Source organism: Yersinia rochesterensis (assembly GCF_003600645.1).
GTDB lineage: Bacteria > Pseudomonadota > Gammaproteobacteria > Enterobacterales > Enterobacteriaceae > Yersinia > Yersinia rochesterensis.
This window is the reverse complement of record NZ_CP032482.1, coordinates 2028243-2046028: the sequence shown is the minus strand read 5'-3', so window position 1 is coordinate 2046028 and position 17786 is coordinate 2028243. Positions and strand designations below refer to the sequence as shown.

The window sequence follows — 17786 nt, the reverse complement described above, 5'->3', positions numbered from 1 at the left end:
CAATAAACAATCATTAAATATAACATTGATTCATGTCGTTTATAGTAAAAGAAAAAACTCCTACGTTTTATGGCTCATCCATTTACTCGGCATAGTGCGCAGATTGACAAAGTATTGAGTGAGATTGCTCCGAAATAATATTGCGCGGTATTTCACTGAACCAATAATAGCCGCATTCCATTTCCCATTTTATCGCCATCTTAAAAGCCATAATAATGGTCTACCATTACCTCATTTTATAAAAAACAACTTCACTTGATAAAAAAATGACCATATTTGATAGAAATTAATGGTTTTTATGGGCGCAACCGTACTGACATAACGCCAACTTTATTGCTGAAAAAATACACAACTCAATCACCGCAGTGATATACACCAAATATAGGCTGGTCGGGGCTAGCGAATAAGCAGAAGTTATGCTGTAATTTCTGGCAAGTTCGGCGTCATTATGGCGTTATAGTTTCAATATATTGATACGGATAGATTTCTCTTTATATTACCTATAACATGCTTGGGAACATCAGAATATTGTACCCCGGATGATATTTCGGGGATTAACGCAGCTGAAACTGAGTCAGGATAGATGTCACAATCGCCAATTGAGTTAAAAGGCAGTAGTTTTACCCTATCGGTCATTCATTTACATGATTCACGACCGGAGGTAATCCGTCAGGCATTACAGGAAAAGGTAGATCAAGCGCCCGCTTTCCTGAAAAACGCCCCTGTTGTGATTAACGTTGCAACGTTACCTAACGGTGCTAACTGGAAAGATCTCCAACAGGCTGTCACTTCAGCGGGTCTGCGTATTGTTGGCATCAGTGGTTGTCAGGATGAACGTCAAAAACGTGCAATAGCACGGGCAGGTTTGCCGTTACTGAGCGAAGGTAAAGGCCAGAAAGTGGCACCAGAGCCAGTTATCAGCCCGCCGGAAAATGTTCCTACCAAGACACGAATTATCAACACGCCTGTCCGTTCCGGCCAACAGATTTATGCCCGTAATTGCGATTTGATTGTTATCAGCAGTGTCAGCGCCGGAGCTGAATTAATTGCCGACGGCAATATTCACATCTATGGAATGATGCGAGGTCGTGCGCTAGCAGGTGCATCCGGTGATGCGCAGTGCCAGATTTTTTGCACGCATCTGGGTGCTGAACTAGTCTCTATCGCAGGGCAGTACTGGTTGAGTGACCAGATCCCCAGTGGTTATTTTGGTCAAGCTGCGCGTTTGCATCTGCTGGATAACGCATTAACTATACAACCTTTAAATTAAGCCCTTTTGACAAGGAATCCATTTCATGGCACGCATTATTGTTGTTACATCGGGTAAAGGGGGCGTTGGCAAGACCACATCAAGCGCGGCTATCGCAACCGGCTTGGCCCAAAAAGGTAAAAAAACCGTGGTTATCGATTTCGATATCGGTCTACGGAACCTGGATTTGATTATGGGCTGTGAACGCCGGGTAGTTTACGATTTTGTTAATGTGATTCAAGGTGACGCCACCTTGAACCAAGCATTAATAAAAGATAAGCGTACAGATAATTTGTATATTCTGCCCGCCTCTCAGACCCGAGACAAAGACGCTCTGACCAAAGAGGGTGTTGAAAAGATTTTAAACGATCTTGGCGAAATGAATTTCGAGTTCGTAGTGTGTGACTCGCCAGCGGGTATTGAAAGCGGCGCGTTGATGGCGCTGTACTTTGCTGACGAAGCCGTCATCACTACTAACCCTGAAGTTTCCTCAGTTCGTGACTCAGACCGTATCCTTGGGATATTGTCATCCAAGTCACGCCGGGCTGAAAGAGGCCAGGAGCCAATTAAAGAACATCTGCTGTTGACCCGCTACAATCCAGGGCGTGTTAATCGCGGCGATATGCTTAGCATGGAAGATGTCCTCGATATTCTGAGGATCCCACTGGTTGGCGTTATTCCAGAAGATCAGTCAGTACTGCGCGCCTCGAACCAAGGTGAGCCAGTGATTCTGGACAAAGAGTCAGATGCCGGTAAAGCTTATGACGATACCGTTGACCGTTTGCTAGGAGAAGAACGCCCCTTCCGCTTCATTGAAGAAGAGAAGAAGGGCTTCCTGAAACGCCTTTTTGGGGGATAAACCATGGCTTTGTTAGACTTTTTTCTGTCCCGCAAAAAACCGACAGCCAATATAGCCAAGGAACGGCTGCAAATTATCGTCGCTGAGCGTCGTCGTGGGGACAGTGAGCCCCATTATTTGCCTGACTTGAAACGCGATATTTTGGCGGTTATTTGTAAATATATTCAGATCGATCCTGAAATGCTGCATGTGCAATTTGAGCAGAAAGGAGATGATATTTCGGTGCTTGAACTTAACGTGACATTGCCGGAAACGGAAGAAACACCTAAATGATGTCTTCGCAATAACTATCCCCTGTATTTATTTACAGGGGTAGTTTCTTTTATTTGACTGTATATATATCCAGTCACACTCTCGTTATATTCATCCACTATAAATATACCCACCAAGACAAGATCATTCTTCTTCTCTATTTGGGCTATTTATAAACGAGTGATAAATTAAAACTCAAACACCCAGAGTGAAGTCTCCCCCACCCTGAATATCCATTAATATTGCTGTAAAATCTCAGTCAATTCCGGCGACAATAATTCACCGCGCCAACCACTTAATAATTCAGGCTGAGTCTCTGTTAATTTCAATTTCCAATGCCAACTGAGTAATTGGTTTATTTGGCGGCGTGATGCCAGTAACTCACTACTTAGCCCACTGCGCTCACTAACAGATGCAATAAGTGCTTTAATATCTTTAAATACTTTCTTGTAACCCGGCTGGTCAATCAGATTAATAACCGGTGGCGGCAGTTGATCCTCAGGGACTGCATTACCTTCAGCCACCAGCGCCAGTAAGGTGCGGCCATGATAGCGAATCTCCTGCCCACTTAAGCCTAGTGAGTCCAGCTCACCCAGCGAGGTTGGCTGATAACGGGCGACTTGCCATAGGTTTTCTTCGCGAACGACAAAGTTCACCGCCAGATCGCGCTCACGAGCTTGACGTAAGCGCCATGACGCCAGCTTTTGCAGACAAGCCAACTGACTGCCACGCAACTGCCAGGCATTGGTGATTTCGCGATAAGCTAATTCGGGGTCAAGTGTTTCACTGCGACGGCGGCACAGCAGCTCACATTCGTCGATAGCTGCGTCCATACGCCCGGCAGCTTCAGTCGCCTCAACCAATTTAGCGGCCAACGGCAACAAATAAAATACGTCCGCAGCGGCATAGTCACACTGTTTTTCACTTAACGGCCGAGCAATCCAATCTGTCCGAGATTCACTTTTATCTAATTCGACACCTTCAAACTCATTCACCAGCATGGCAAAACCGCAAGATAACGTGCGGCCAGAAAATGCAGCCAATATCTGAGTATCAATCATCGGCGTGGGCATTATTTCAAAGGCATTTAAGAATACTTCGAGATCTTCACTACCCGCATGCAGATATTTCACCACATTCAAATCTTGGAGCAACTCACGGAAAGGTTGCCACTGCGTAATGGGCAAAGGATCAATAAGTGAAAGTTGTTCACCGTCATACAGTTGAATCAGGCCCAACTGAGGGTAGTAGGTGCGGGTTCTGACAAACTCTGTATCCAGCGCAACATGGGCATGTGTTCGGGCTTGTTCGCAGACCTGCTGCAAGGCACTGTCGGTCGTGATCAACTGATAATTCAAAACATGATTCTCTATAAGTCGTTAGTGCTATGGCAAACACAACAACGCCGGTGATAACCGGCGTTGTTGATGATGATTGAGTAACTCCCACATTAAGTTAAGCCGCGTTTTGTTCGCTGACTTTGGCCTTAATCTGTTCGTCACGCAGTTCTCGACGCAAAATTTTACCGACATTCGATTTCGGCAACTCGTCGCGGAACTCTACTATTTTCGGTACTTTATACCCTGTTAGGTAGCGGCGGCAATGGGTTAACAACTCTTCCTGCGTCAATGAGACATCTTTTTTCACGACAAACAATTTTACTGTCTCACCGGAGACCTCATTAGGCACCCCTACAACCGCAGACTCCAACACTTTCGCATGTAACGCCACCACATCTTCAATCTCGTTGGGGTAGACGTTAAAACCGGAAACCAGAATCATATCCTTTTTGCGGTCAACAATTCGCAAGAAACCTTGTTCATCTATCGTCGCGATATCACCTGTTGCCAGCCATCCCTGTTTTAGGACTTCATCGGTCGCTTCGGGCCGCTGCCAATAGCCTAACATAACTTGAGGCCCACGCACCCACAGTTCGCCCGGTTCCCCCAAAGCAACATCGTTACCCTCATCATCAACCAGCCGAACATCGGTAGAGGGCACAGGCAGGCCGATACTGCCGCTGTAATGCTTCAAATCATAAGGGTTGCCAGTGACTAACGGCGAACACTCGGTTAAACCATAGCCTTCCAGTAAATGTTTCCCGGTTAGATTTTCCCACTTTTCAGCCACGGCTTTCTGTACTGGCATCCCGCCGCCGACAGAAAGGCGCAAAGTGGAGAAGTCTAATTGGGTGAATTCCTCATTATTTAACAGCGCATTAAATAATGTGTTCACCCCGGTCATCGCCGTGAATGGGTAGCGACTAAGCTCTTTCACCATGCCCGGTATATCACGCGGGTTAGTTATCAATAAACTGCGGCCGCCCAGTTCTATGAATAGTAGGCAATTCATGGTCAACGCAAAAATGTGATAGAGCGGTAGCGCCGTCACCACCAGCTCATGGCCCGGTTGTAACAATGGGGCATAGGCCGCTTTGGCCTGTTCCAGGTTCGATTGCATGTTACGGTGGGTCAACATCGCCCCTTTCGCCACGCCAGTTGTACCGCCGGTATATTGCAAGAATGCCATATCTGTATTGATGACATCCGGCTTCACATATTGCATCCGGCGGCCTTTCTGTAATGCCGTGCGGAATGAAATGGCATCAGGCAAATAGTATTTCGGCACCAGCCGCTTGATATATTTCACCACGAAATTGACCAGTGTCCCTTTTGCCGTCGACAGCTGATCGCCCATACGCGTTAAAATAACGTGCTTAACTTGGGTCTTAAACACGATTTTTTCCAGTGTATGGGCAAAATTGGAAACAATAACAATAGCCACAGCGCCACTATCATTGAGCTGATGCTCTAGCTCTCGTGGGGTATACAGTGGATTAACATTCACCACAACCATGCCAGCACGCAGAATACCAAACAAAGCAATAGGATATTGCAGCAGGTTAGGCATCATCAATGCAACGCGATCGCCTTTTTGCAATCCCAGACCTTGCTGTAGATAGGCGGCGAAAGCACGGCTACGCTCTTCCAGCTTACGGAAGGTCATCACCTCCCCCATATTGATGAACGCAGGTTGGTCCGCATAACGCAACGCGGCATTCTCAAACATTTCCACCAAAGAAGAATAGCGATCCGGGTCAATTTCTGCGGGGACATCTGCCGGGTATCGCTTTAGCCATACTTTTTCCAAGGTAGCGCTCCTGAAATTATTATTAGTCACCAGATAGGCTGGCAAACTTATTTACACCAGAACTTTAACAATATTTTAACTCAGCTTACCAGTTTGCTTTTAAACAATTTTGAGGTTGGGATATACATCACTATTTTCTGGCGTTGAGATCATAAAAATAATCAAGTCAGTTAATGACTGACAAAAAATAACATTAAAATCAATTAGTTAAACTAATTTAATGACATTCTCCAATCTAACTAATTGATCATAAATAACTTTTACATACCCGCAGCTTAGCGCAAATGTAAAAGGGCGCTGAATTCAGCGCCCTTCTTGATTAACCCTATGGTCTATATATCGCCCAACAGTGATGGAGAATTCTCCCTACTCCGTCACAATGGTTTGTATCGGTGCTGGCCCCGGATTGTACCACCCCCCCCATCCTGGCCCCCACATTCCAGGGTAACGATAACCCCAAGGGTCCATCATAGGTGGCATTAACACTTGCTGTTCAATATGCCAACGCTTATAACCCGTGGCATTCATTACCACGAAATTATAAGGTGTCTGGCCAATTTTACCCGCTTCAACACCGGTAATCGGCCCAACAACAGTGACAAGATGCCCACGGAAATCGGCGGGCTCAAGGAAACCATTCACATAAGCAATGACTCGGCCCTGTGAAGGGTCGCCCAAAATAGGTCTGGCTCCCGAATCTAGTGGTACACTGACAATCTCAAGCCGGGTGCGATGCGCTTCGTTGGTCACATTGATCACTGTTCCGCCAAAACGTGCTTCCTGACCAATAAAGGCCTTGGGATCCGTCCGAACCAAGTTAAGATTTTGCTGCGGTGTCGCGGTGGTGCCCTGAATCGCCGGTGGGATCGTGACACAGCCGGAAAGTAGCAAAGCGCCCAATCCTAGCCAACCACAGCTCCATTTACGACTTCTGTTCTGGGTAGATTGAGTCATTGATGTGTTTATCACCATAGCATGCCACTCCTTATCCTATCGCTATCTTAATATTTTAGACTCTAATCAGGATAATAAGTTATTAAATATTTCAAGCTATCGCGATGTTGGCTAGTTCTAGCGGCCCGGTAGTTTTTTCCAGGTCACTTCATTGCGCAAGTAGACTGGCTCAGCATTTTCTACACGAACAACCTGCCCATTCGCCCATGATGATAACGCCAGCGGCAACATATCTTCAGCATGCGGCAAGGTTATTTCGCCGTCAGTCAGCACCACACCGCTGCCGCTAATCAGGTCAGGATACGTCTGCCAGCCAGTGCCCACAGTGGCCCAAGTGCCACTCAAGGCTTGAGCATGCTCCAGCGCTTGTGGCGGTGTCATCACCGTTTCACTCGCGTCACCGAGCCACTGCCCTTGGTCATTGCGCTCAAACTCGCCCCAATAAACCTCGCCCATGCGCGCATCTATCGCCGCTAAGACGCGGGTGCTACCCGTCAAGCGAAACGCCCCTTGAGCCATGGTTTGCAAGGTGGAAACGCCAATCATCGGTAAGTCAGCGCCCAATGCCAGCCCCTGACCAATCCCAATACCAATTCTTACACCGGTAAAACTGCCAGGACCGCGGCCAAAAGCCAGTGCATCGAGTTGTTGCAGTGATAAACCCGACTCCGCCAGCACCTGCTGCACCATCGGTAAAATTCGTTGGGTATGTTCTCGTGGACAAAGCTCAAATATGGCCTGAACTTCGCCGTTGTTCCAGAGTGCGACAGAACAAGCTTCTGTTGCGGTATCGATCGCTAAAATTCGCGTGGACATGCCAACCTCGGCAGGAAAAGAAGATGAATTCAACACAGGGCGCGCATGATAGCACACCCCTCCTCGCTTTTCCCTCAATCGCGCTGCTTGAGAAAAGCGATAGCTTTCGCCAAATCACGGGTTCGGGGTGCCGGTGGTAAACTATTGAGGAACATCGCGCCATAAGGGCGCATTACCAGCCGGTTATCGCAGATAACCAGCACACCGCGATCATCAATATCACGAATCAAACGCCCGACACCTTGCTTCAGAGTTATCACTGCATCGGGTAATTGCACGTCATTGAACGGATCGCCGCCGCGCAGACGGCAATCTTCAATGCGCGCTTTCAATAAGGGGTCATCCGGCGAGGTAAATGGCAGTTTGTCGATAATAACGCAAGACAGGGCATCACCGCGCACATCGACCCCTTCCCAAAAGCTGCTAGTCGCCACCAATAGCGCATTACCTGCCGCCACAAACTGCGCCAGCAGTTGCCCTTTGCTGGTTTCCCCTTGCACCAATACCGGCAATGTCATGCTGGCACGGAACTCTTCGGCCAACCCACGCATCATCTGGTGCGAGGTACACAGGAAGAAACATCGCCCTTTGTTAGCATCAATCAAGGGCTTTAGCATCACAGCCAGTTTGCGTGCTGCCCCCGGCTCATTGGCGGAGGGCAAATTCCGCGGCACACACAATAATGCTTGATTGGCGTAGTCAAATGGGCTGGGCAGCAACAGCGTCTTGGCGTTGGTCAGCCCCAGCCGTGAAGTGAAATGTGATAATTGGTCATTCACCGACAGAGTGGCCGAGGTGAAAATCCAGGTTCCAGGTTTTTCTTCGATTAACTCGCGAAAGCGGTCAGAAACGGACAGTGGCGTGAGTGCCAGCACAAAATGCCGTGAATTACATTCATACCAATAACTGTAACCGGGGGTGGTGACATCTTTTAATCGTTTCAGACGGTTGCGATACACCGTCGCCCGCTCAAAGGCCGCATCCAACATGGCGCTGCGCCCCAGTGAAAGCTTCATCACGTCGTAGCACAGTTCCAGCGCATCATCGAGCAACAACAGCGCCCGTTGAATAGCGGGTTGCTCCATCACATCGCGCAGATTGCCGCGATAGCCGGGATCCCCCAGCACCAAACGAAAATCTTGGGTACTTTGTGTCAACCGGTCAGCACTTTTTTGCAATTGCGCCGAGTCACGCACTTCTGTGCGATAAGCAATAATGATGTCTTTCGCCAGATCCATCAGTTGCCTGCTGGTCAATTGCTGGCCGAAATATTGGCTGGCAATATCAGGTATTTGATGGGCCTCATCGAAAATCATCACATCGGCGGTGGGGATTAGCTCGGCAAAGCCGCTCTCTTTCACCACCATATCCGCCAGGAATAAATGGTGGTTAACTACCACCACATCGGCATCCATCGCCCGGCGGCGAGCTTTCACCACAAAGCACTCTTTATACAGCGGGCAATCACTCCCCAGACAGTTATCATTGGTGCTAGTCACTAACGGCCAGACAAAACTGTCTTCTGCAACTTCACCACAAGTGCTGATATCCCCGTCAACGGTTTCTGCCGACCAGCCGCGTAAGCGCACTAAATCCACTAATGTTTCACTGGCCAACTCGCCGCCCGCCAGTGATTGCTGCTCAAGCCGCTCCAGACACAGGTAGTTTGATCGGCCTTTGAGTAACGCCAACTTTCCTTTATATTTTAAGGCGGTAGCGACAGTAGGCAAATCGCGGGAATACAGTTGATCCTGCAATGCTTTGGAGCCAGTGGAGATAATGACTTTGCAATCAGCCCGTAATGCGGGTGCCAAATAAGCAAATGTTTTACCGGTACCAGTACCTGCCTCAACCACAAGTTGTTGTTTGGCATCAATAGATTCACTGATGGCCGCAGCCATTTGGCGCTGAGACTCTCGGGGATTAAAACCTGTAATGGCCTGCGCTAATGCGCCGTCTGTTGCAAAATCGTCTGTCACACTTTCTCTTCCGGGCGAAATCAGCGGTGATTATGCCAAGCCTAAGAGCCCGCGACCACACATTCTCGCGACAAGCTATGCTACCCTGATAGTCATTGACATTTACACAAAGGGGCGAAAATGAGTATTGAGCGTATTAATCCAGAAAAACGGTGGTCAGACGCAGTTGTATTCAACAATACAATCTATTACACCAGCGTTCCGGAAAATCTGGATGCAGACGCCACTGCGCAGACAGCAAACACACTGGCAGCCATTGATATGATGCTGAATCAACTTGGCTCAGATAAAGGCCGTATTTTGGATGCGACTATCTTTTTGGCCGACAAAGCAGATTTCGCGGCAATGAATGCAGCGTGGGATGCTTGGGTGGTGGATGGCAATGCACCGGTACGCTGCACGGTCGAAGCTAAGTTAATGAATCCGAAGTATAAAGTTGAAATCAAAATCATTGCGGCTATTTGATTTTGCGATCTGCTTCAACTAAAAAATGTCACTCGATATACCCAAAGTAATTGGAGTTGCAGGTAGGCGGCCAGCAAACAAATCCCGATGAGCTTACACTGGTAAGTGATTCGGGTTTGCGCGCGCAGCCAACACCCCTGCAACTTCAAGTACAAAGGGGATATCAGGATAGCTTAATCATTACCATGCCGGCCAAGAGCAAGATCAGACCAATCCAACCTTTATAATTCAGCCGCTGATTGAACAAAATCCAACCCGCGGCCACAGTGGCGGCGATACCGAAACCGCCCCACAAGGCATAAGCCACTGATAATTCAATGCCTTTTACCGCTTGCGCCAAAGCACTGAATGCCCCTAGCACTGACAACAATGATAAAATTCCCAACCATACCCGGCGAAAACCATCTGACATTTTCAGCAAAATATTGGCAATTATCTCCAGAATCACCGCCAATATCAGAAAGGCAATATGATAAAACTCAAGCTGTTGCATGATGCTCACCCGAATTTCGGCTCGGACTGCTTGGTTTCTTTGGCTTACGCGTCCCTGATTTCACTAACATTATGCCGCCGATCAAAGTCACTAAACCGGCAATTTTCAGTGGCGATAAGCTTTCATCAAACCACAACACACTGAAAACAGTAATAATCAGGATACCAATCCCTTCCCACAGAGCATAAGCCACCCCTAACGCGACTTTCTTTACCGCCAGCGCCAGCAAGATATATGAGCCGGTTATCATAAAATACATCACGATATGCCCGGTCATCTCACCACTGACACTGGCGTATTTCATTGATAATGTGCCGATAATCTCAGCAACAATCGCTAGACCTAAAAATATCCAATAAATCATCATTCTTCTCCTAACACGCATAAACGCACGCTAAGGTCTATTTGTTACGGTTATCCTCACTCGGCACCCCATTCACCGGGAATAGACGTGCGCAGGCCGTAAGAAATAGAAACTCACTTGGCGTATAAACTTTTTGTTAAATTTATTAACTACGGAAGAAGAAAGGCGCTACAGCTCGCTGCACCAGTGATGCTCACTGGCCAGAATGGCTGACAGGAAGAGTTGGGATGTAGAAGGCTTGAAAGTAATTCCATTAGTTTTCATCATAATATATCTCTTTTTTTTAGCTACACACGTTTTGGTTACATTCTTGTATGCCAAATCCAGTGCGATACGCCTAAAACCCTCATCAAATTGGAATAATTAACTGCTGTATTTTTACCACAGTCAATTTTATAAAGCAAACCATCAATTATATAAATAGTTTATAAAAAGAGATTAAAAAATAATAAGTTAGCCTTTCTAAAAACAACAAAACCCCTGCATTGCAGAGGTTTTGTATTCAGCATAACTGCCGGGTTCTCCCAGCAGTTCATGGAGTTAGAGCAACTTATGCCGTAGCGCCCGCGACAGCTTGTTTGGCTAATTCAGTAATGCGAGCGTAATCACCTTTTTCCAACGCATCAGCCGGAACCAACCATGAACCGCCGATACACAATACGCTTTTCAGCGCCAGGTAATCGCGATAGTTGTTCGGTGTGATACCGCCAGTTGGGCAGAAACGCACTTGAGAGAATGGGCCGCCGATAGCTTGCAAGGCTTTAACACCACCATTAGCTTCTGCCGGGAAGAATTTAAACTCACGCAGGCCATAACTCATGCCAAGCATCAGTTCAGAAACTGTGCTTATTCCTGGGATCAATGGAATATCACCTTCGGTTGCCGCTTTGAGAAGTTCATCAGTCAGCCCTGGGCTAATGGCAAATTGAGCACCTGCTTCAACTACGTCAGCCAGTTGCTGCGGATTAAGAACCGTACCCGCCCCCACAATGGCCTCAGGAACTTCTTTGGCAATAGCGCGAATAGCCTCAACAGCACAAGGGGTGCGCAACGTCACTTCCAGCACCCGAACACCACCAGCCACCAAAGCTTTTGCTAGCGGTACCGCCTGCTCGATCTTATTTATCACGATCACCGGGACGACAGGGCCTGCGGTCATTACCTGCTCTGCGCTCATTTTCCAGCTTTTCATTCGTTGTTATCTCCACTTATGCCGATTGGCATGGACTCACCCGAAGGTGTCAGTTGAAAGATGGCTGGCAGAACATTGACGATGAGGTTTCGCCAGCCATAAAGAATCACAATGCGAGCCAGCTAACGGCTCTTTATTATTGCACCTGAGTGGGCGCTGTTATCGGGCAATATACCCGTCATACTTCAAGCTGCATGTGCGTTGGCTACGCTCAATAACCCGAATCACTTACTGATGTAAGCTCATCGGGACTCTCTCGCTTGCCGCCTTCCTGCAACTCGAATTATTTAGGGTATAGTCATAACCTAAATAGTTATTCGAACTCATTCCATGAACGGCCATCACGAGTAATCATAGCAACAGAGGCTACTGGCCCCCATGTCCCAGATTGATAAGGCTTTGGAGCCTCATTATCAGCAGCCCACGCATCCATGATGGAATCGACCCACTTCCAAGCTTCCTCCACCTCATCACGGCGCACAAACAGGGCTTGAATACCGCGCATCGTCTCCAACAGCAGACGTTCATAAGCATCCGCAATATGCTGTTCGTTAAAGGTTTTGGAGAAGCTGAGATCAAGCTTGGTGGTTTGCAGACGGTGTTTATGCTCAAGACCGGGCACTTTATTCAGCACTTCAATTTCGATGCCTTCATCTGGCTGCAAACGGATGGTCAGTTTGTTCTGTGGTAATTGTTGATAAGACTCACGGAACAGATTCAGCGCAGGGTTTTTAAAGTACACCACCACTTCAGAACATTTGCTTGGCAGACGTTTACCGGTTCTCAGATAGAACGGCACACCGGCCCAACGCCAGTCATCAATATCGACCCGGATAGAAACGAATGTTTCGGTATTGCTGCTCTTATTCGCCCCTTCTTCTTCCAGATAGCCGGGGACTTTATTGCCCTGTACAAAGCCGGCCGTATACTGACCTCGAACCGTGGTTTCGCGGACATTGGTGTGGTCAATACGGCGCAGCGAGCGCAGCACTTTCACTTTTTCATCACGGATACGGTCGGTACTCAAATCTGCCGGTGGTGACATGGCAATCATGGTTAGGATTTGCAGCAAGTGGTTCTGGATCATGTCGCGCATCTGACCGGCCTGATCAAAATAGCCCCAGCGCCCTTCAATCCCCACTTCCTCTGCGACAGTAATCTGCACATGATCAATGGTGCGGTTATCCCAGTTAGACGCAAACAGTGAGTTAGCAAAACGCAAAGCCAACAGATTCAATACTGTCTCTTTACCTAAATAATGGTCGATACGGTAAACCTGGCATTCGTTGAAATACTCAGCGACCTGATCATTAATCACCCGTGAGGAAGCTAAATCTTTCCCCAAAGGTTTTTCCATTACCACGCGTGCTGGCTCTTTATTCAGCCCCGCTTCACCCAATCCTTTACAAATTGCGCCAAAGGTATTCGGCGGCATCGCGAAGTAGTTGATGGTTGTGCGATTTTTTTGATCCAGCATTTTGCCCAATTTGGCAAAGTGTTTGCTGTCATTGACGTCTAAATTACAGAAATCGAGGCGAGAACTGAGTTTTTGCCACAATTCATCATCCAGCGTCTCTTTCATAAAGGTATCGAGGGCTTCCCTTACCACGGCTGTGTACGCGTCTTTGTCCCAGTCGGCACGGCCTACGCCGATAATCCGAGTATCAGGGTGGATGTGACCCGCTTTCTCTAATTGGTAAAGGGAAGGCAACAGTTTCCGACGCGCTAAGTCGCCCTTAGCGCCGAAAATCACCAGATCACACGCCTGGGCTGCCTGGGCTGTATTAGTTACCGCCATGTTATACTCCTCGTTGCAGGATATTTGTAATTTTCTTACATTACTAATGTACTCTCTTTGACTATAGCCAGTAAACCCAGATAAAAGTGGACCAAAAAAGGTTAAAAAACACTCAATGGAGTGGCAGGCCGCGTCAAATCAGGCGGTGCAACTTTAAAATGTAATTTTATGACGTTTTTGACAACTATTTACCATTATGAAAATTAGACACAGGTCATATTCTGGTGAAAAAGAGTTGTTTCCAACCAGATGTCTCTGCCAACGGGTTCCAGCTCGTAGTATATTTTCATTAAACCGACATAGATTTCTCCTTTAAATGAAATCGGTAAAACCCATGGGTGACTCTCGTTATATGAATACGCTGGAAAATATCCAAAATAATCTGGACCTCCTGAGCAAGTCGGAAAGGAAAGTCGCCGAGGTGATCCTCGCTTCCCCACAAACTGCCATCCACTCAAGTATTGCCACATTAGCCAAATTGGCGAACGTCAGCGAACCCACGGTAAACCGCTTTTGCCGTCGACTAGACACCAAAGGTTTCCCTGATTTTAAACTTCATTTGGCACAAAGTCTGGCAAATGGCACACCTTATGTGAATCGGAACGTCGAAGAGGATGATAGTGTAGCCGCTTACACTGGGAAAATATTTGAATCGACCATGGCCAGTTTGGATATGGCGAAAAATAATTTAGATATTGCCGCGATCAACCGAGCAGTGGATTTATTGACACAAGCGAAGAAAATTTCGTTCTTTGGCCTTGGTGCGTCGGCCGCTGTAGCCCATGACGCAATGAATAAATTCTTCCGGTTTAATATCCCGATAATTTATTTCGATGATATCGTGATGCAACGCATGAGTTGCATGAATTCCAATGAAGGTGATGTGGTGGTATTAATATCACACACTGGGCGGACAAAAAGCCTCGTTGAGCTGGCACAGCTCGCGCGTGAAAACGATGCCACAGTGATTGCCATTACCTCGCGTGATACTCCGCTGGCTAATGAAGCAACATTACCTCTGTTGCTGGACGTGCCGGAAGATACTGATATGTATATGCCGATGGTATCGCGTATTGCTCAATTGACCTTAATTGATGTCTTAGCGACCGGTTTTACTCTGCGCCGAGGGGCTAAATTCAGGGATAACCTAAAGCGGGTTAAAGATGCATTGAAAGAATCTCGCTTCGACAAAAACTCTCAACAAATCAATAGTGGTGAGTAAGGTTAGAAAACTAAATGTGTCAAAAAGTAAATGACACGCAGGCCGAAGTCGCTTTGTTTTGTGTTAGCGCATCTTCTGCCGTGAAAGTTTGACGTATCATTGAAATATGATACGTGTTTGACTCGATCAATATCCGAGTCAATAAGGAGTCAATAGCTCGCTTTTGTAATGTGGTCATTGATGTAAAAATGGAATCTGCATGGGCCATTTTACGCATCAATTGTTTTACAGTCGCAAGCGGATAACATAAATGACACTATGTTGTTGTAAAACGTTTTGTTGTAAAACGTTGTTAGCGCAAACATAACTGTCACAGATACATCGTCGTAAAATTTGTCACTTACATTAGATTTTACTATCGGATTTATTATCCGCTGTTTTAACAACACCATGCTTCATCAGTCAACGGAGTAAGAGATGTCCAGACGGCTCAGAAGGACCAAGATTGTTACTACACTGGGGCCGGCTACTGACCGCGACAATAATCTGGAAAAGATTATTGTCGCGGGTGCTAACGTAGTCCGCCTGAATTTTTCCCATGGTAGTGCTGAAGATCATATATCGCGGGCCAATAAAGTCCGTGAGATTGCCGCCCGATTGGGGCGCCATGTAGCGATTCTTGGCGATTTACAGGGTCCTAAGATCCGGGTATCTACTTTTAAGGAAGGAAAAGTCTTCCTTAACGTACACGATAAATTCTTGCTCGATGCCAATATGGCAAAAGGCGAAGGCGATAAAGACAAAGTTGGTATCGATTATAAAGGATTACCGGCAGATGTTGTTCCCGGTGACATCCTGTTGCTGGACGATGGTCGCGTACAATTAAAAGTCATTGAAGTTCAGGGCATGAAAGTGTTCACCGAAGTGACTGTCGGCGGCCCGCTCTCCAACAACAAAGGTATCAACAAGTTAGGTGGTGGCCTGTCTGCTGAAGCGCTGACAGAAAAAGATAAAGCCGACATTATTACTGCCGCCAAAATTGGTGTGGATTTCCTGGCGGTCTCTTTCCCACGTACTGGCGAAGATTTGAATTATGCTCGCCGTTTGGCGCGTGATGCTGGCTGCAATGCGCAAATCGTAGCAAAAGTTGAGCGTGCTGAAGCCGTGGCGACAGATGAAGCCATGGACGATATCATTCTGGCCTCAGATGTAGTGATGGTTGCCCGTGGTGACTTGGGTGTCGAAATCGGCGACCCTGAGTTAGTCGGCATTCAGAAAAAACTGATTCGCCGGGCTCGCCAGCTAAACCGTGCAGTTATCACTGCGACCCAGATGATGGAGTCAATGATAACCAACCCAATGCCAACACGTGCGGAAGTAATGGACGTGGCTAACGCCGTATTGGATGGTACCGATGCGGTCATGTTGTCAGCCGAAACAGCAGCGGGCCAGTATCCGGCTGAAACGGTTGCCGCCATGGCGCGTGTTTGTCTCGGTGCAGAAAAAATCCCAAGTATCAATGTGTCCAAACACCGCCTTGATGTGCAATTCGACAATGTCGAAGAAGCCATTGCGATGTCGACCATGTATGCGGCAAACCACTTGAAAGGCATTACAGCAATTATTGCGATGACTGAATCTGGCCGCACGGCGCTGATGATGTCGCGTATCAGTTCTGGCTTGCCAATCTTTGCGATGTCACGTCATGAGCATACTTTGAACCTGACGGCTATTTATCGCGGTGTCACGCCAGTGTATTGCGATACCCATACTGATGGCATTCTTGCCGCAACCGAAGCAGTTAATCGACTGAAAGATAAAGGTTTCCTGGTGTCTGGCGATTTAGTTATCGTCACACAAGGCGATGTTATGGGGACGATTGGTACCACCAATACCAGCCGCATCATCCGCGTTGAGTAATCTTTAATTAGAAACAAAAAGCCCACTCATTAATAGCGGGCTTTTTGTTGTCTCTATTCAACTACATTCAACTGTCGGCCTTTACTCAATGACCGACCTTAGAGATCCTTACGAACATACGGCTCTATCTCGCCTTCTCGCCGGGTTTTCAGCAGTTTTAGAATCCAGGTATATTGTTCTGGATTCGGTTTAACCAACAACTCAACTTCTTCATTCATTCGGCGCGCAATATAAGCATCGTCGGCATCGGCCAAATCATCCATTGGCGGACGAATATAGATATCAAGGCGGTGCTCACGATAATTGTAAACCGGAAACATGGGAACAATGGCCGCACGACAAACTTTCATCAACCGCCCGACTGCCGGTAATGTCGCCTTATAGGTCGCAAAGAAATCAACAAACTCACTTTGCTCAGGGCCATAGTCCTCATCGGGTAAATAATATCCCCAAAAACCCTGACGCACTGAGCTAATAAACGGCTTAATGCCACTTTCACGTGCATGAATGCGCCCGCCAAACCGCAAGCGCGCGCTATTCCATAAGTAATCGACTAATGGATTTCGTTGGTGATGGAACATACCAGCAACCGGCTTACCTTGTTCAGCTAACAGCATGGCGGGAATATCAATCGACCATGCATGGGGCACTAACAAAATAACATTGCGCTCCTGCTGCTGTAGGCCATCAAGAATATCCAACCCGTGCCAGTGAACACGCGATAACACTTTCTTTGGGTCACGAAAACACAGCTCGGCCATCATCATTAAAGGCTGCGCTGCGGTCGCAAACATTTGATCAATAATATGTTCGCGCTCTGCCTCTGGCAGCTCTGGCATACAATAAAGGAGGTTAATGCGGGCACGACGACGGGCACTTTTGGCAAATTTACCCGCAAGACGCCCCACCCCGGCCAATAATGGATCACGGAATTTCGGTGGGACATAAGCCATAGCCGCCATTGCCCCAGCACCTAACCATACCCCCCAAAACCGGGGATGTAGGAAAGATTTCTTAAATACCGGAATAAAACCAGCTGCGTCGTTTTTCTCTTTATGCATGGGAAACTCTTGGAATGGGCGGTGGGATAATAATATACCGCTGGGTATAAACACGCCGGTAGCATAAATTCA

Annotated in this window: 16 protein-coding genes; 6 read left to right on the top strand and 10 right to left on the bottom strand. The window is 47.3% G+C overall.

Going from position 1 to position 17786, the window contains the following annotated elements; translation table 11 throughout:
• Positions 1-583: 583 nt before the first annotated feature.
• From minC to minE, 3 genes are read left to right on the top strand one after another with little or no spacing between them, the layout of a single operon-like run.
• A complete protein-coding gene (gene minC / locus DXZ79_RS09630; RefSeq protein WP_038633324.1) occupies positions 584-1270 on the top strand; it encodes a septum site-determining protein MinC in 687 nt (228 codons plus the stop codon).
• A 25-nt stretch (positions 1271-1295) separates the two neighbouring features.
• A complete protein-coding gene (minD, locus tag DXZ79_RS09625) occupies positions 1296-2108 on the top strand; it encodes a septum site-determining protein MinD (RefSeq protein ID WP_004390679.1) in 813 nt (270 codons plus the stop codon).
• Positions 2109-2111: 3 nt separating this feature from the next.
• On the top strand, positions 2112-2381 hold the full coding sequence (gene minE / locus DXZ79_RS09620; RefSeq protein ID WP_002211180.1) for a cell division topological specificity factor MinE: 270 nt from the start codon (positions 2112-2114) through the stop codon (positions 2379-2381).
• A 215-nt stretch (positions 2382-2596) separates the two neighbouring features.
• Here minE and rnd read toward each other — a convergent pair whose 3' ends face one another.
• The 5 genes from rnd to yoaA form a co-directional block, all read right to left on the bottom strand.
• Positions 2597-3718: a ribonuclease D gene (rnd, locus tag DXZ79_RS09615; protein WP_038633326.1), complete on the bottom strand. Its 1122-nt coding sequence runs from the start codon at positions 3716-3718 to the stop codon at positions 2597-2599.
• Positions 3719-3815: 97 nt separating this feature from the next.
• Positions 3816-5510 (bottom strand): long-chain-fatty-acid--CoA ligase FadD, encoded by a 1695-nt coding sequence (fadD, locus tag DXZ79_RS09610; protein WP_038633328.1) that lies wholly within the window; start codon positions 5508-5510, stop codon positions 3816-3818.
• Positions 5511-5876: 366 nt separating this feature from the next.
• Positions 5877-6482, bottom strand: coding sequence for a Slp family lipoprotein (locus DXZ79_RS09605; protein ID WP_038633331.1), 606 nt, complete (start codon positions 6480-6482; stop codon positions 5877-5879).
• A 99-nt stretch (positions 6483-6581) separates the two neighbouring features.
• Positions 6582-7280 (bottom strand): tRNA (adenosine(37)-N6)-threonylcarbamoyltransferase complex dimerization subunit type 1 TsaB, encoded by a 699-nt coding sequence (tsaB, locus tag DXZ79_RS09600; RefSeq protein WP_120011620.1) that lies wholly within the window; start codon positions 7278-7280, stop codon positions 6582-6584.
• Positions 7281-7354: 74 nt separating this feature from the next.
• Complete coding sequence (yoaA, locus tag DXZ79_RS09595) at positions 7355-9259, bottom strand: DNA repair helicase YoaA (RefSeq protein ID WP_038633334.1); 1905 nt, start codon at positions 9257-9259, stop codon at positions 7355-7357.
• A gap of 120 nt (positions 9260-9379) precedes the next feature.
• Here yoaA and DXZ79_RS09590 point away from each other — a divergent pair, with 120 nt between their 5' ends.
• The gene (locus DXZ79_RS09590; protein WP_038633337.1) at positions 9380-9724 is read left to right on the top strand and encodes a RidA family protein; all 345 of its coding nucleotides are present in this window, start codon (positions 9380-9382) and stop codon (positions 9722-9724) included.
• A 163-nt stretch (positions 9725-9887) separates the two neighbouring features.
• On the opposite strand, the gene mdtI is transcribed toward DXZ79_RS09590, so the two are convergent.
• The 4 genes from mdtI to zwf all read right to left on the bottom strand — a co-directional run bounded on the left by mdtI (position 9888) and on the right by zwf (position 13571).
• A complete protein-coding gene (gene mdtI / locus DXZ79_RS09585) occupies positions 9888-10217 on the bottom strand; it encodes a multidrug/spermidine efflux SMR transporter subunit MdtI (RefSeq protein WP_005163022.1) in 330 nt (109 codons plus the stop codon).
• Complete coding sequence (gene mdtJ, locus DXZ79_RS09580; RefSeq protein WP_038633342.1) at positions 10204-10581, bottom strand: multidrug/spermidine efflux SMR transporter subunit MdtJ; 378 nt, start codon at positions 10579-10581, stop codon at positions 10204-10206. Before mdtJ ends, mdtI begins: the two co-directional genes overlap by 14 nt.
• A 550-nt stretch (positions 10582-11131) precedes the next feature.
• A complete protein-coding gene (locus tag DXZ79_RS09575) occupies positions 11132-11773 on the bottom strand; it encodes a bifunctional 4-hydroxy-2-oxoglutarate aldolase/2-dehydro-3-deoxy-phosphogluconate aldolase (RefSeq protein ID WP_038633345.1) in 642 nt (213 codons plus the stop codon).
• A gap of 313 nt (positions 11774-12086) precedes the next feature.
• Positions 12087-13571, bottom strand: coding sequence for a glucose-6-phosphate dehydrogenase (gene zwf, locus DXZ79_RS09570; protein WP_004390690.1), 1485 nt, complete (start codon positions 13569-13571; stop codon positions 12087-12089).
• Positions 13572-13923: 352 nt separating this feature from the next.
• Between zwf and DXZ79_RS09560 the strand changes: the two genes are divergently transcribed.
• Both DXZ79_RS09560 and pyk read left to right on the top strand, forming a co-directional pair.
• The gene (locus DXZ79_RS09560; protein ID WP_038639551.1) at positions 13924-14793 is read left to right on the top strand and encodes a MurR/RpiR family transcriptional regulator; all 870 of its coding nucleotides are present in this window, start codon (positions 13924-13926) and stop codon (positions 14791-14793) included.
• Positions 14794-15210: 417 nt separating this feature from the next.
• The gene (pyk, locus tag DXZ79_RS09555) at positions 15211-16653 is read left to right on the top strand and encodes a pyruvate kinase (protein ID WP_038633348.1); all 1443 of its coding nucleotides are present in this window, start codon (positions 15211-15213) and stop codon (positions 16651-16653) included.
• 98 nt (positions 16654-16751) lie between these two features.
• Here the strand turns inward: pyk and lpxM are convergent, their stop codons facing one another.
• On the bottom strand, positions 16752-17714 hold the full coding sequence (lpxM, locus tag DXZ79_RS09550; protein ID WP_038633351.1) for a lauroyl-Kdo(2)-lipid IV(A) myristoyltransferase: 963 nt from the start codon (positions 17712-17714) through the stop codon (positions 16752-16754).
• Positions 17715-17786 lie beyond the last annotated feature (72 nt).

Coding starts and splice junctions, on each gene's coding strand:
- mdtI (WP_005163022.1), bottom strand. CDS start 10,217: ATGCAACAGCTTGAGTTTTATCATATTGCCTTTCTGATATTGGCGGTG.
- zwf (WP_004390690.1), bottom strand. CDS start 13,571: ATGGCGGTAACTAATACAGCCCAGGCAGCCCAGGCGTGTGATCTGGTG.
- mdtJ (WP_038633342.1), bottom strand. CDS start 10,581: ATGATTTATTGGATATTTTTAGGTCTAGCGATTGTTGCTGAGATTATC.
- lpxM (WP_038633351.1), bottom strand. CDS start 17,714: ATGCATAAAGAGAAAAACGACGCAGCTGGTTTTATTCCGGTATTTAAG.
- minC (WP_038633324.1), top strand. CDS start 584: ATGTCACAATCGCCAATTGAGTTAAAAGGCAGTAGTTTTACCCTATCG.
- minD (WP_004390679.1), top strand. CDS start 1,296: ATGGCACGCATTATTGTTGTTACATCGGGTAAAGGGGGCGTTGGCAAG.
- DXZ79_RS09590 (WP_038633337.1), top strand. CDS start 9,380: ATGAGTATTGAGCGTATTAATCCAGAAAAACGGTGGTCAGACGCAGTT.
- DXZ79_RS09605 (WP_038633331.1), bottom strand. CDS start 6,482: ATGGTGATAAACACATCAATGACTCAATCTACCCAGAACAGAAGTCGT.
- pyk (WP_038633348.1), top strand. CDS start 15,211: ATGTCCAGACGGCTCAGAAGGACCAAGATTGTTACTACACTGGGGCCG.
- DXZ79_RS09560 (WP_038639551.1), top strand. CDS start 13,924: ATGAATACGCTGGAAAATATCCAAAATAATCTGGACCTCCTGAGCAAG.
- tsaB (WP_120011620.1), bottom strand. CDS start 7,280: ATGTCCACGCGAATTTTAGCGATCGATACCGCAACAGAAGCTTGTTCT.
- minE (WP_002211180.1), top strand. CDS start 2,112: ATGGCTTTGTTAGACTTTTTTCTGTCCCGCAAAAAACCGACAGCCAAT.
- DXZ79_RS09575 (WP_038633345.1), bottom strand. CDS start 11,773: ATGAAAAGCTGGAAAATGAGCGCAGAGCAGGTAATGACCGCAGGCCCT.